This is a genomic window from Streptomyces sp. SPB074, from assembly GCF_000154905.1.
Lineage (GTDB): Bacteria > Actinomycetota > Actinomycetes > Streptomycetales > Streptomycetaceae > Streptomyces.
The window spans coordinates 3,979,862-3,992,382 of record NZ_GG770539.1 but is presented as its reverse complement, the minus strand read 5'-3'; the positions used below and the strand labels follow the sequence as shown (position 1 = coordinate 3,992,382).

Annotated in this window: 12 protein-coding genes and 2 pseudogenes; 9 read left to right on the top strand and 5 right to left on the bottom strand. The window is 74.6% G+C overall.

Going from position 1 to position 12,521, the window contains the following annotated elements; all coding sequences use genetic code 11:
* Nucleotides 1–247: 247 nt before the first annotated feature.
* Together SSBG_RS16635 and SSBG_RS16630 are read right to left on the bottom strand one after the other, a co-directional pair.
* Nucleotides 248–1,148: pseudogene (locus SSBG_RS16635) on the bottom strand (alpha/beta hydrolase).
* Between the two features lie 873 nt (nucleotides 1,149–2,021).
* Entirely contained in the window at nucleotides 2,022–3,005 is a 984-nt protein-coding gene (locus SSBG_RS16630; protein WP_008747261.1) for an aldo/keto reductase, read from the bottom strand.
* Between the two features lie 249 nt (nucleotides 3,006–3,254).
* On the opposite strand from SSBG_RS16630, the gene SSBG_RS16625 reads away from it, so the two are divergent.
* Both SSBG_RS16625 and SSBG_RS16620 read left to right on the top strand, forming a co-directional pair.
* The gene (locus tag SSBG_RS16625; protein ID WP_008747260.1) at nucleotides 3,255–3,638 is read left to right on the top strand and encodes a hypothetical protein; all 384 of its coding nucleotides are present in this window, start codon (nucleotides 3,255–3,257) and stop codon (nucleotides 3,636–3,638) included.
* Nucleotides 3,635–3,928 (top strand): barstar family protein, encoded by a 294-nt coding sequence (locus tag SSBG_RS16620; RefSeq protein WP_008747259.1) that lies wholly within the window; start codon nucleotides 3,635–3,637, stop codon nucleotides 3,926–3,928. Before SSBG_RS16625 ends, SSBG_RS16620 begins: the two co-directional genes overlap by 4 nt.
* Before the next feature lie 103 nt (nucleotides 3,929–4,031).
* Here the strand turns inward: SSBG_RS16620 and SSBG_RS16615 are convergent, their stop codons facing one another.
* Entirely contained in the window at nucleotides 4,032–4,709 is a 678-nt protein-coding gene (locus SSBG_RS16615) for a hypothetical protein (RefSeq protein ID WP_008747258.1), read from the bottom strand.
* Nucleotides 4,706–5,557 (bottom strand): alpha/beta fold hydrolase, encoded by an 852-nt coding sequence (locus SSBG_RS31340; protein WP_008747257.1) that lies wholly within the window; start codon nucleotides 5,555–5,557, stop codon nucleotides 4,706–4,708. The genes SSBG_RS16615 and SSBG_RS31340 overlap by 4 nt, the downstream gene beginning before the upstream one ends.
* Before the next feature lie 635 nt (nucleotides 5,558–6,192).
* On the opposite strand from SSBG_RS31340, the gene SSBG_RS16605 reads away from it, so the two are divergent.
* The 4 genes from SSBG_RS16605 (at nucleotide 6,193) to SSBG_RS33275 (ending at nucleotide 9,627) form a co-directional block, all read left to right on the top strand.
* A complete protein-coding gene (locus SSBG_RS16605) occupies nucleotides 6,193–6,561 on the top strand; it encodes a VOC family protein (RefSeq protein WP_008747256.1) in 369 nt (122 codons plus the stop codon).
* 197 nt (nucleotides 6,562–6,758) lie between these two features.
* Nucleotides 6,759–7,781, top strand: coding sequence for an alcohol dehydrogenase catalytic domain-containing protein (locus SSBG_RS16600; RefSeq protein ID WP_008747255.1), 1,023 nt, complete (start codon nucleotides 6,759–6,761; stop codon nucleotides 7,779–7,781).
* A 329-nt stretch (nucleotides 7,782–8,110) separates the two neighbouring features.
* Nucleotides 8,111–8,929, top strand: a complete 819-nt coding sequence (locus SSBG_RS16595; protein WP_008747253.1) for a TetR/AcrR family transcriptional regulator — start codon at nucleotides 8,111–8,113, stop codon at nucleotides 8,927–8,929.
* A gap of 464 nt (nucleotides 8,930–9,393) precedes the next feature.
* Nucleotides 9,394–9,627, top strand: a complete 234-nt coding sequence (locus SSBG_RS33275; protein ID WP_158677788.1) for a hypothetical protein — start codon at nucleotides 9,394–9,396, stop codon at nucleotides 9,625–9,627.
* Nucleotides 9,628–9,737: 110 nt separating this feature from the next.
* On the opposite strand, the gene SSBG_RS16585 is transcribed toward SSBG_RS33275, so the two are convergent.
* Nucleotides 9,738–10,304, bottom strand: a complete 567-nt coding sequence (locus SSBG_RS16585) for a DinB family protein (RefSeq protein ID WP_037869961.1) — start codon at nucleotides 10,302–10,304, stop codon at nucleotides 9,738–9,740.
* Nucleotides 10,305–10,520: 216 nt separating this feature from the next.
* Between SSBG_RS16585 and SSBG_RS16580 the strand changes: the two genes are divergently transcribed.
* The 3 genes and pseudogenes from SSBG_RS16580 to SSBG_RS32745 form a co-directional block, all read left to right on the top strand.
* Nucleotides 10,521–11,120, top strand: a complete 600-nt coding sequence (locus SSBG_RS16580) for a Uma2 family endonuclease (RefSeq protein WP_037869959.1) — start codon at nucleotides 10,521–10,523, stop codon at nucleotides 11,118–11,120.
* A gap of 268 nt (nucleotides 11,121–11,388) precedes the next feature.
* A complete protein-coding gene (locus tag SSBG_RS16575) occupies nucleotides 11,389–12,384 on the top strand; it encodes an aldo/keto reductase (RefSeq protein ID WP_008747249.1) in 996 nt (331 codons plus the stop codon).
* A 25-nt stretch (nucleotides 12,385–12,409) separates the two neighbouring features.
* Nucleotides 12,410–12,521: pseudogene (locus tag SSBG_RS32745) on the top strand (ABC transporter ATP-binding protein); the annotation flags it as partial.

Sequence of the window (12,521 nt, the reverse complement as noted above, 5' to 3'; positions counted from 1 at the left end):
CCCGGGTCGGGGGGCGGTGGCCCGAGGGGGCCGGGGCTTGGGGCTGGCCCGTACGGGTCGGGGGTTGTCGCGCGCGCGGGCCGGGCGGGGTGGCCTCGTACCTTCCGGTCGGGGACGGTCTCGTACGGGCCGATCGAGGGTCCCGTACGGGGCCGAGGCGGGCCGTCCTCGGGGAGGGCGGCGCCTCAGGCGCGGGGGCGGCCGGAGCCCGGGGTCGGGCCTCGTGTTCCGGCCGCCCTCGCGGTGCTCAGGTGGCCAGCAGTCTCCGCAGCCAGTCCGTGCGGGCGGCGCGGGCCGACTGGGAGAGGGCGGCCTGGGGGGCCATGCCGTCGAAGCCGTGGAACCCGCCCGGCCAGACGTGGAGTTCGGCCTGGACTCCGCAGGCCCACAGGCGGCTCGCGTAGGCGACATCCTCGTCGCGGAAGGTCTCCGCCGAGCCCACGTCCACGAACGCGGGCGGGAGCCCGGAGAGATCGGCGGCGCGGGCCGGGGCCGCGTACGGGGGGACGTCCGGCCCGCCGCGCCGCTCGCCGAGCAGCGCGGTCCAGCCGGTGTGGTTCGCCTCGCGGTCCCACACCCCGAGCCCGGCCATCTGCACGGCGGACGCCGTGTCGTTGCGGTCGTCCAGCATCGGGCACATGAGGAGCTGGCCGAGGAGCGCCGGGCCGCCCCGGTCCCTGGCGAGCAGCGCGACCCCGGCCGCGAGGCCGCCACCCGCGCTGCCGCCGCCGATGACCATGCGGTCCGGGTCGAAGCCCAGTTCCCCGGCGTGCTCGGCGGTCCATACGAGGCCCGCGTAGCAGTCCTCGACCGGGGCGGGGTCGGGGTGTTCGGGTGCCAGCCGGTACTCCACCGAGACGATCCCGATGCCCAGGCCGCGCCCCCACTCGTCCAGCAGCTGGGGCAGGCCGATGCGCGCGTCACCGAGGATCATGCCGCCGCCGTGCGTGTGGTAGAGCACGGGGATCTCGCCGGTGAGCCCGGCGGGGCGGCAGATGTAGAGGGTGATGTCGGGGTCGCCGGCGGGTCCCGGCACGGTCCGCTTCTCGACCTCGAAGGCGCCGTCCGCGCGGAGTTTCTTCGAGTGTCGGCGAGGGGAAGCGGAGGGCCGACTCGCGCGAGTCCGAGATCTCCGCCAGCGAGGGCACTTGTACCGGTCCGAGCGCTTCGAGAGCCGCCGCGAGTTCGGGATCGAAGGGCGGCGGCGGGCCGAGCGGAGCCGGGGCGGTGAGGGGCGAGGGAGTGAGGCCGGGGGCGGTGGGGGAGCCGGGCGCTGGAGACTCCGGGACGGCGGCCGGGCTCGGAGCCGGGGCGGGGGACGGGCTCGGGGCGGGGGGCGGATTACCGGCGGAGATGGTGGGGGCCGGGGTGGTCTCCGGGCGTGCGGTCATGTGAAGGGCTCCCTACGTCTTGCGGCAGCGGAAGGGCCGGCGCGCCGGACTCGGTGCGGCGTGCGGGACCACGGGACGGTCCGGCGGCCGGCTGTCCCGGGCGGCCGGCCGGAGTCCTCCCGGTCGTGGGCCAGACTGCCGGGCGGACCGGCCGGGAGCGCAGGCGCCGTCCGGCGGGAATGCCCCGCCGAACGGCGGGACACCGCGCGCACCCGCCGGACGGTGGGGTGCCACGTACCCGTCAACACGGCCCGGTGGTCGGCAGTCCTGGGCTTCGGGACGGCCGATGTCCGGCGGTCGTCGGCGGGGTGTGCGTCGGCTACGGGCCGACTGCGAGGCGCGCCGGGGTTTCCCGGCCACCGGCAGGGCGCGCGGCCACCTGTCCGTCCGCGCCGCCCGCCCGCGTCCGCTCGTCCTCTCATCCGCTGGCCGTGCGCCCAGGGTGTCGCTCATCGCGCCACCCGGACCACACCTCGCCGGACGGCGACCAGCCCGACGCCCCGTCCGGGCTCCGCACCACCGGGCACGCCACGGCGTCCAGACCGCCGGGCCGGGTCCTGACCCGGAACCAGCCGGAACCGGAACCCGCCGAACCGGAACCGGCCGGGCCCCGCACCAGCGACCCGCGCTCTACCAGCGGTCCGCCACCTGGGGTGCGATCTCGCGCTCGTAGAGGTCGCGGATCGCCGCGAGCTTGTCCTCGGCGAGCGGCGGCAGTTCCCCGGCCGCCGAGTTGGCGCGGGCCTGCTCGGTGTTGCGGGCTCCCGGGATGACGGTGGTGACGCCGGGCTGCTGGACGATCCAGCGCAGCGCGGTCTGCGCCGGGGTCGCGCCCTCGGGGGCGAGCGCGGCGAACTCGCGCGCGGCGGCGACGCCGGTCGCGAAGTCGACCCCGGCGAAGGTCTCGCCCTGGTCGAAAGCCTCGCCGTGCCGGTTGAAGGTGCGGTGGTCGTTGGCCGCGAAGGTCGTGTCCTCGGTGTACTTGCCGCTCAGCAGGCCCGAGGCGAGCGGCACGCGCGCGATGATCCCGACCCCGGCGGCACGCGCGGCGGGCAGCACCTCGGCGAGCGGCTTCATGCGGAAGGGGTTGAGGATGATCTGCACGCTCGCGATCCCCGGCCGGGCGATCGCGGTGAGCGCCTCCGCGCACGTCTCGACGCTGACGCCGTACCCGGCGACGCGGTCCTCCGCGACGAGGGTGTCGAGCGCGTCGTAGACCTCGTCGGAGGAGTAGACGGGCGTCGGCGGGCAGTGCAGCTGTACGAGGTCCAGCCGGTCGACGCCGAGATTGCGGCGCGAACGGTCGTTCCAGGCGCGGAAGTTGTCGAGCACGTAGTTCTCGGGGAGCTGGTCGGCGCGGCGGCCCATCTTCGTCGCGACGGTGATCCCGGAGCCCGGGTGGGCCCGGAGGAAGGCGGCGATGGTCTGCTCGCTGCGGCCGTCCCCGTACACGTCCGCGGTGTCGAAGAAGGTGACGCCGGAGTCGGCGGCTGCCTCCAGGACGGCATGGGCGTCCTTCTCCTCGACGTCGCCCCAGTCGGCACCGAGCTGCCACGTGCCGAGGCCGACGACGGAGACGGAGCGGCCGAGCTTGCTGAATTCACGCGATTCCATGGGGCCAGTGTGGCACCTCGGCGGGCACGGCCACGGTCGTGGACCGGGCCCTCGGACCGGCCCTCGGACAGACTTCCCCGACCGGGTCGACGCGCTGGCCGTGGCACGTCCCGGTGACCCTGGCACGTCCCGGTGACCCTGGCACGTCCCGGTGACCCTGGCACGTCCCGGCGGTCCTGCCGCTTCGCGGTGGCCCTGGCACGTCGCGGTGTCCTTGGCGCGTCGCGCGGACGTCGCTAGCGTGTCCGGATGGCCCACGTACTTGTCATCGGTTACGACCCCGAGGGGATTCCCGGCGCGGACGGTCCCGCGCTGCGCGCGGCCCTCGACGCCGAACTCGCCCGCTTCGCCACCCACGACGTCACGGCCGGCATGGTCCTCGTGGAGTACGACGAGCACGCCGACGCCGCGCTCACGACGGCGCTCACGGGCCACGCGTGGGACGTCGTCGTCATCGGCGGCGGAATCCGCAAGGCGGAGCCGTTGCTGCCGCTCTTCGAGACCACCGTCAACCTCGTGCGCCGTCACGCCCCGCAGGCGGCGATCGCCTTCAACACGCCTGGCGGCGACAGCGTGGAGGCGGCACTGCGCCATCTGCCGGACGGCGCCGCGCGCGGGGAATCCGCGCCGTGACGGGCTCCGAGCTGGTCATCGACCTGCGGGGGCACGTCGTCGCGACGCTCGCCGACTTCTGGGAGGCGGTACGGGAACCGGGCGGCCTGCCCGACTGGTTCGGCCGCAACCTGGACGCCTGGGCGGACACGATCGACGCGCGCGGCGTCTCCGAGGTGATCGACCGCCACGACACCCTGACCGTGCACGTCGACCGCCGTGGCCTCTTCGCCGACCCCGGCACCCCGGAGGCACGCTCCTTGGCCGCGACGTTCGACGGCGTCCGAAACCGCCTCGTCGTCCACCCCTGAACGCCCCCGCCCGACCCGGTGCCACTCCCCCTCTCACGACACGGAGTCGGCCGATGTCCGGTGTCCGTGCCGCCGCCCGGAGCGGGCCTGCGGCAGCCCGCGGCTACCCGCGTTCCGCCGCCGGTCTTCCGTCCCAGCGCCAGCCCCCGGAGCGGTCCGGCAGGCCGGGCAGCGCGGCGCGGCCCGTGGCCCAGCGGAGGGTAAGCCACGGGGGTGCGAGGTCGCGCGGCACATCGGGGAAGAGGCGGTCGAGCGACCGGGCGACGAGCGGCTCGGGCGGCGACCACGCGAGGCCGAGGCCGCGGGCGAGGTCGTCGGTGTGCACGAGGGTCTCCACCACGCCCATCGCGGCGAACCCGGCCGCGTCCGAGCGGCCGAACGTGTGATGGGCGCGGACCTCGGGCGGCGTGACCCGGACGGCCGCCGCGAGCAGTCCGCCGCACGCGTCGATCACACGCAGCAGCCCGGCGGGCCCGTGCTTGGGATCGGCGCGGATCGTGTTCGCGGGGCCGCCGTCCGTCGCGCTCTCCCAGCGGAAGGGCACGTCGTCGTCCACGGGTGCGGTGGCGGGGGTGAGTTGGGCCGCGTAGGCGAAGAGGTCGTCGGCGAGGTGTTCGGCCGTCTCCCAGCAGCTCCAGGCCAGCGGCCCGGCGGGGGCCGACCACGTGGCGGCGTTTCCGGTGCCGGCGGCAGGCGCGAGGGTCGCGAGGGCACGCGCGACCACTTCCCGTACGTCCTGGGCCCAGCGGGCCCCCTCCCCCTCGGCAGCAGCACCGCTCATCTCATCAACTCCCTTATCAGCTGGGCCGACTCCGGCGCTGCCGCGAGCCAGCCCCCGTGTCCGCCCGGCAACCGTGCCGGGTCCAGGCCGAGACGGGAAGCGAGCGCGACAGCGGGCTCCCGGCACAGCGCGCCGCCGGTCTCGCGCCCGACGGCGAGCACGAGCCGGCCTTCGGCAGCCGGTCCGCGCAACGCCTCGACATCCGGCAGCCACGAGGTGAAGGAACGCAGTTCGTGCTCCACGAAGCGCGGGCCGTTCGCGAAGAGGCGTGCCGCCAGCTCCGGTGCGGGCTCCCACGCGTCGCCTCCCGCTCCCGCCCACGCCGCGAACCGCGCTCCGGCCGGGCCGAGCCCCTCCCGTACGAAGGTCTCGTGGACCGAGGCGATGAACGCCTTGTGTTCCTCGGCTCCCGGCAACAGGCCGAAGGGCGGCGGCTCGTGGGCGAGCACGCGGCGTACGAGCGCGGGATGCCTGGCGAGCAGGTCCAGGCCCACGAGCGCCCCGTCGCTGCCGCCGATCACGTCGGCCGGTCCGCCGCCGAGGTGCGCGAGGAGCGCCGCCACGTCGTCCGCCTGCCGCTCCACGGTCTGCGTGGCGGGCGGCCCGTCGAGCACGCTGTGCGAGTACCCGCGCGGGTCGAGCGCGACGACGGTGCGGGCGTCGGCCAGCAGGGGCGCGAGCCCGTCGAACACCCCGGCATCTCCCCCGCCGCCCGGGAGCAGCACCAGCAAAGGTCCGGAGTTCCGTACTTCGTAGTGAATGCGCGCTCCCGGAACCGGCAGCGCGGCGCTCCGCGGACAGCCGTCGTCACCCGCCTCGCCGCCGCGCTCCTGCTCCCTGGCTTCCATGGGCCGCGAGGCTACGGACCCCTCCCCCGCTCTCGCGAGCCCTTTTTCCTCGCGCCCGCACGCGCGGCCGTTCCCCCCTGCGCACGCGGCCGCACCCGCGCCCGCACCGTCGGCCCCTCGTCACCCGCCCCTGCTCCCGCACCCCGCGCCTCCCCCTCCGACCGACCACCCCGGCCTCTCGGGAACGTCATGCCCGCCGCCGCACCACCAAACCCGCAAGCCACGCACAAGCCCCCGATAGGGTGAATAAACGGCCAAGTGGAACTTCGGCGCCCAGGCCGAAACGCTTCCTGACCGGCGTCCGACCGATGCGTCGCCCATTGCCCCGGCGGATGTCGTGAGCGTCCCTTCCGGCGACGATCGCAGCGGCCCCCGTACACCCCCAACCACCGCCCACGGCCACCATGGATTGCCATCCAGCCCTCGTCCGCCCCGCCCTCGTCCGCCGCTCCCCCTCCGCCGTCCCCACCGCCGCGCCCGCGCCCACCGGACTCCGCCCGCCTCGCCGCCGCCCCCGCGCCGACGCACCCCGCGCTCCCACGCCCCGCACCGACGCCCCCAGCCATCCGTCAACAGACCGCACACCCAACGTAATTCGCTAGTCCAGCCGCCCGCCCCGTGGTCCCCTCGCTGCCATGGCATCTCTCATACGGCATCTGACCGTCGACTGCGCCGACCCCTACACGCTCGCCACCTTCTGGGCGGCCTTCCTCGACGGCGCGGTCACCGAGGACGATGCCCCGGGCGATCCCGAGGCGTTGATGCACGCGGCGGGCGCGGCGCTGCTCTTCGTACGCGTCGACGAGCCCAAGACCGGCAAGAACCACTGGCACGTCGATCTCCAGCCGCAGGACCGCTCGCGCGACGAGGAGGTGGAGCGCTTGCTCGCCCTCGGCGCCACGCTCCACGAGGACCACCGGCGCGCGGACGGCCGTGGCTGGGTCACCCTGCGGGACCCCGAGGGGAACGAGCTGTGCGTGGAACGGGGCGCGGCCGAACGGTGAGGCACCCGCGCCGTGCGACGGCGGCGGACAGGTCGTGAGACGGGCCGCGCCGGGAGCGGGCCCGGTGGCGATCGGTCGTGCGGCGGACGGTCCTGCGGGGCCGGTCGGCGGACGGTTCACCCGGCGGTGGTAGGCCGCGCGGACGACGCGGTAGACGTGAGGAGGACAGCGCAGGCCGAGACACGAGGACGTACGAGATGAGCCAGGAGCAGCGCACACATCGCGCGATGCGGGTCGACGCGGCGGGCGGGGCCTTCACCGAGGCCCGGGTCGAGACCGGGGAGCCGGGTCCCGGACAGGTGCGGATCGCCGTGGAGGCGTGCGGGGTGTGCCACTCCGACGGCGCTGTCATCAGCGGCGCGATGGGCAACCCCTTCCCCGTCACGACCGGGCACGAGATCGCCGGCCGGATCGACGCGCTCGGCGCCGGGGTCTCCGGCTGGGCGGTCGGGGACCGGGTCGCCGTCGGGTGGTACGGCGGAAGTTGTGGGCACTGCGATGCCTGTCGCACCGGAGACGGGGTGCACTGTCCCGAGGTGGAGATCCCGGGCGTCGCCTATCCGGGCGGGTACGCGGAGTCGGTGATCGTGCCGGCCGTCGCGCTCGCCGCCGTCCCGGACGGGCTGAGCGCGGTCGACGCGGCCCCGCTCGCCTGCGCCGGGGTCACGGTCTACAACGCGCTGCGGCGCAGCGCGGCGCGGGCCGGTGACACCGTGGCGATCCTGGGGCTCGGCGGCCTCGGACACCTCGGCGTGCAGTTCGCCGCGAGGATGGGTTTCCGCACGGTCGCCGTCGCCCGCAGGGCGGAGAAGGCCCCTCTGGCGAGGGAGCTGGGCGCCGCGCACTACATCGACAGCACTACGCAGGATGTCGCGGCCGAACTCCAGGCGCTCGGCGGCGCGAAGGTCGTCCTCGCGACCGTCACCCAGGCCAAGGCGATGGCCGACGCCTTCGACGGGCTCGGCCGGCGCGGCGAACTCATCGTCGTCGGGATCGCTCCCGAGCGCCTCGACCTCACCGCCGCGCAGTTCGTGGACAAGGCCCGCCGTGTCTACGGCCATGCCTCCGGGATCGCCGTGGACACCCAGGACACGCTCCGCTTCGCGGCGGACACCGGCATCCGCCCCTGGACGGAGGAACAACCGCTCGCGGAGGCGAACGCGGCCTTCGACCGGATGCGAAGCGGCGAGGCGCGCTTCCGGATGGTGCTCACCGTGTGAACCGAGACCGCCTGACGGCGGGGACCGGAGGCGGGAGAAGCGGCGAGGGGCGAGGGGTGAAGGGAGGGAGCGGCGGTACGGGGTGGGCGAGGCCGGTACGAGGTGGGCGAGCCCGGGCCGTGCGGAACGCCGTACGCGCCGGGCGGACCCCGTACGGGCGGCGAACCCCCGTACGGGCCGGGCCGCCCCCGTACGCGCCGACCGAGCCCGTACAGGGCTCGCCCCCCGTACAGGACGAACGTCGCCGCTCCGGTGAGCGCCGAACCCGTTCGTTACAGTGAACGGGCCCGGGCCACCCCCGGTCAGGGACCGCGAGACGAGTGAGGGACATGGACGGCGACGAGAGCACGGACCCCGCGCCGTCCGGCCCCCCGGCCCGCGCGCCGTCCGGCCCCCCGGCCCGCGCGTCCGCGCGCCGCGCCGCCCCGCCGCGTGCGACGCCGCCGCGCAGCCGCCGCGAGCGGCCCGCCAAACCGGCGCTGAGCCGTTCCGGCATCGTCGCGGCGGCGATCCGGGTGATGGCCGCCGAGGGGCTCGACAAGGTCACGATGCGGCGCCTCGCGAGGGAACTCGACACCGGGCCCGCCTCGCTCTACGTGTACGTCGCGGGAACGACGGAGCTGCACGCGGCGATCCTTGACGAACTCCTCGGCGAGGTGCGCGTTCCCGCGTCGGCCGGGGTCCCTCCCGAGGAGGACCCCGGCGACTGGGAACAGCGGCTGATCGGCCTCCTCGCGTCGTACACGCTCCTCCTCTTCCGCTACCCGGGCCTCGCGCGCTCCGCGCTCGTCGCCCGTCCCAGCGGACCGCGCTACCTCGATCTCGTCGAGCACATGCTCGCCCTGCTCGCCGAGGGCGGCGTGGCGCCCGACCGGGCGGCCTGGGGCGTGGACCTGCTCCTCCAGCACGCCACCGCCACCGCCGCCGAACAGACCGGCCACGACTCCTCGCCGGTCGCCGAGGAGGAGTGGCAAGCCGTCCGGCACGCCGTCCACGGCGCGGACCCCGGCCGTCACCCGCACATCCGCGCCGCCTCCTCGCTACTCCTCTCCGGCACCCCGGACGCCCGCTTCACGTGGGCGTTCCGCGCCCTGCTCCAGGGCATCAGTCACACTCCGGTACCCCACGAGGGTCCGTCTCAGGGCTGACAGCGGGCGGGGTTCTCCTACCGAAGTCGTGGCCCCGTAGGCCCCCACGCACCTTGCGTGGCCGCACGGCGGGGCGGAAGGCTGGGGGCATGACGAAGGACTCGGGGAAGCCGGGCGATCCGGGGAAGGCGGCACCGCCGCCGACCGGCTCCGCAGGACAGCCCCAGGCGCGAGCGGCCGGCGCGCCGGACCGGTCGGCGCCCGGCGTGCCGGAGGGAGGCGCGACGCACGCGGCGGCGGACGTGGCTGCGGCTGCGGACGCGTCAGCTGCGAGTGCGGGCCCGCCGAGTGGCCGGGACGACACCGAAGCAGGCGCCGCGCACCCGTCCGCGACACCTGCGGCCCGCACCGAGGACGTACGCCCCGTCAGTGCCCCGCGCGCGGACGCGACCGTCGCGGACACGCCCCTTCCGGACGCGGCCGGCGCGGGGGAGAAGCCCGCGAGCGCACCGTCGGAAGGGCAGGTGCCTTTGCTGCTTTTCGGGGTCGCCGCCGTGGGGGCGGCCGTCGGGGCGTGGGTGGCCGGGCCGCTCGCGCGGTGGCTGCTCGACGCGCTGCCGGTGGCGCCGTTCCGGTTCGCGCTGCGGTTCCTGGGCGCGATCGACGCGTGGTGGGAGATGCTGCTGGCGGGCGCGGGCGGCGCCGTGATCCTGGTCGTCGTGGCGCTCGGCGCTATGGAGAAGCGCGGGATCGCCTGACGCGAAGCGCGCGGGCGAAGGGCGCCCGGGCATACGCCGCGCGGAGCGACGCACCGGAGGGGACGCGGGCAGCCGCCCCTCCCGCCACCCCCTCCGTCATCACCTCCCGCTCACTCCCCCACCCGCCCGTCCGTCAACTCCCGTACGACATCCAGGTGTCCAGCGTGTCGCGCGTACTCCTGGAGGACGTGGAAGAGAATCCACGACAGCGTGGGCGGCTCGGCCGGGGGCGGGAAGCGGCCCGTGTCGGCGGCGCGGTCCTGGAGCCCCGCCGCCGCGACGATCCGCCGCGAGTGCGCGCACTCGCGCGCGAAGAGGTCGCGGATCTGTGCCGGGGACTCGTCCTCGCGCACCTGCCAGCGGCCCGACTCGGGGTCGTCGTCGCCCCAGGCCGTGCGCTCGTCCATCTCCTCACCGAGGAAACCCCAGCGCAACCAGCGCCGTTCGACGTAGGCGAGGTGCTTGAGGAGTTCGAGCGGCGACCAGCCCGAGGGCAGCCTGCTGCGGCGCAGCTCCGCCTCGGAGAGCCCGTCGAGCTTGGCGAGCACGGTGGCGCGGTAGTAGTCGAGGTACTCGGCGAGCAGCACGGCGGGGTCCGCGAGGGACTGCGGCGGCTCCGTGGGCGGGCGGGGAGGAGACGTTTCGGGACTCGGGTTCGCGGGCGCGTCGTCACTCATACGAGAAACGCTAGCCCCCCGCGTACGCTTCACCCTCATCCGTGCGCCCCCGCCGCTCCCGTACGCGCCCGGCACCGCGCCCCCTGCTCCCCGGTCCCGGCCCGGCGCGCCCCCCACACCCCCGCACGCCCGTTCCCGTACCGTGTCGGGCCCGCTCCTCCTATCGTTGAGGAACGCGGCGGGGCGTCCATCGCCTCGCCGGGGAGGAGCGCCACGATGACCCTCGTACAGACCGAGGACCGAATCACGATGGCAGACCAGCAACAGGACCACGAGAGCGACCTCGACAAGATCTTCGAGTGCGTGGAACGCGCCACCCCTGACGGATTCCGATCCGAGATCGTCGAGGGGTACGTATACATGTCACCGCAGCGCGAAGCGCACTGGCGCATCATCCGTCGCCTTGTGCGTGCACTGGAGGACACCCACGGCCTGGATGTCCTCGTCCTGTCGGACGTGCGTATCGACTTTCCCGGCGAGAGCAACGCCTTTGCTCCGGACGTGGCGAAGCTTCGCAAGGGCGCCGCGACGACGGACGGACGCTGGCGTCACGAGGACGTCGAGTTCGTCGCCGAGGTGATCTCGCGCGGGACGGGCCAGAACGACTACGGGCCGAAGAAGGCGGCGTACGCGAGCGCCGAGGTGCCGGTCTACCTCATCGCGGACCCGTACCAGCGCCGCTGCCACGTCTACACCGAGCCGCGTGACGGCGAGTACCGCGCCGAGACGATCGTGGAGTTCGGGCTCGACGTCGACCTGAGCAAGACCCCGGCCGCGCTCGTCCTGACGACGAAGGACTTCCCGGAACAGCCCTGAACGACCGGCCGCGGAAGCGGACGCGGGAGCCGGTAACGGGACCGCGGCGCGCACGGGAGGCGGACTCCGCGCCCTGCCCCCCCCACGGCGCCCGGGCCCCCCACGGGCCCACCACGACATCCGGTCCTCCTCCCCCTGCCCGACCACAGCGCCCCGCCGCTCCCCCCGTCCCACCACGGCGCCCCGCTGTCCCCCTGCTCCGCACCCTCCGTCCCCGCCCCTCTCCCCCACTTGCCTGGAGTCCACTCCAAGGCGTTGGCTGGTCGGCATGAGGTACACGCAACTCGGACGTACGGGACTTGAGGTCAGCAGGCTCGTTCTGGGGACGATGAACTTCGGGCCGCAGACCGACGAGGCCGACAGCCACGCCATCATGGACGCCGCGCTCGACGCGGGAATCAACTTCTTCGACACGGCCAATGTCTACGGCTGGGGCGAGAACAAGGGCCGGACCGAGGAGATCCTCGGGACCTGGTTCGCGCAGGGCGGTGGCCGGCGCGAGAAGGTCGTGCTCGCCACGAAGGTCAACGGCTACATGGGTGCCGGTGATCCCTGGCCGAACCACCACAAGCTCTCCGCCGCCAACATCCGCCGCGCGGTCGACGCGAGCCTCAAGCGGCTCCAGACCGACCACATCGACCTGTACCAGTTCCACCACGTGGACCGGAACACCCCCTTCGAGGAGATCTGGCAGGCGATCGACGTCCTGATCCAGCAGGGCAAGATCCTCTACGCCGGTTCCTCGAACTTCCCCGGCTACAAGATCGCGCAGGCCAACGAGCTGGCCTCGCGGCGCGGCATGGTCGGGCTCGTGAGCGAGCAGTGCCTGTACAACCTGGCCGAGCGTCGCGCCGAGATGGAGGTCGTCCCGGCCGCGCGCGAGTACGGGCTCGGGGTCATCCCCTGGTCCCCGCTGCACGGCGGGCTGCTCGGCGGCGCGCTCAAGCGTGAGCGCGAGGGCTCGGCGAGCGGTCGCAGCGCGACCGGCCGCAGCGCGGACGCGCTCAAGAACTCCGCCGTCCGCGAGCAGATCGAGCGCTACGAGACGCTGGTCGACAAGCACGGACTGCTCCCCGGCGACACGGCACTCGCGTGGCTCCTCACGCGTCCCGGTGTGACCGGCCCGATCGTCGGACCGCGCACGCGGGAACAGCTCGACTCCGCGGTACGCGCCGTGGGCATCGACCTCTCGGAAGAGGTCCTGACCGGCCTTGAGGAGATCTTCCCCGGCCCCGGCCCCTCCCCGGAGGCTTTCGCCTGGTGACGCAGGCGGCCGCCTCGTGAAGGGCGCGGTGGCGTTCGTAAACAACCCCCAGCTGCTCATCGCCGACGAGGCGACCACCGGGCTCGACGTGACGGTCCAGGCCCAGATTCTCGACCTGATCCGCGACCTCCAGAAGG

What these genes read in the sequence shown, in the direction of transcription:
- SSBG_RS16585 (WP_037869961.1), bottom strand. Translation starts at nt 10,304, where the DNA reads ATGAGTGACGACGCGCCCGCGAACCCGAGTCCCGAAACGTCTCCTCCC.
- SSBG_RS16580 (WP_037869959.1), top strand. Translation starts at nt 10,521, where the DNA reads ATGACCCTCGTACAGACCGAGGACCGAATCACGATGGCAGACCAGCAA.
- SSBG_RS16605 (WP_008747256.1), top strand. Translation starts at nt 6,193, where the DNA reads ATGGCATCTCTCATACGGCATCTGACCGTCGACTGCGCCGACCCCTAC.
- SSBG_RS16615 (WP_008747258.1), bottom strand. Translation starts at nt 4,709, where the DNA reads ATGAGCGGTGCTGCTGCCGAGGGGGAGGGGGCCCGCTGGGCCCAGGAC.
- SSBG_RS16630 (WP_008747261.1), bottom strand. Translation starts at nt 3,005, where the DNA reads ATGGAATCGCGTGAATTCAGCAAGCTCGGCCGCTCCGTCTCCGTCGTC.
- SSBG_RS31340 (WP_008747257.1), bottom strand. Translation starts at nt 5,557, where the DNA reads ATGGAAGCCAGGGAGCAGGAGCGCGGCGGCGAGGCGGGTGACGACGGC.
- SSBG_RS16625 (WP_008747260.1), top strand. Translation starts at nt 3,255, where the DNA reads ATGGCCCACGTACTTGTCATCGGTTACGACCCCGAGGGGATTCCCGGC.
- SSBG_RS16600 (WP_008747255.1), top strand. Translation starts at nt 6,759, where the DNA reads ATGAGCCAGGAGCAGCGCACACATCGCGCGATGCGGGTCGACGCGGCG.
- SSBG_RS16595 (WP_008747253.1), top strand. Translation starts at nt 8,111, where the DNA reads ATGGACGGCGACGAGAGCACGGACCCCGCGCCGTCCGGCCCCCCGGCC.
- SSBG_RS16575 (WP_008747249.1), top strand. Translation starts at nt 11,389, where the DNA reads ATGAGGTACACGCAACTCGGACGTACGGGACTTGAGGTCAGCAGGCTC.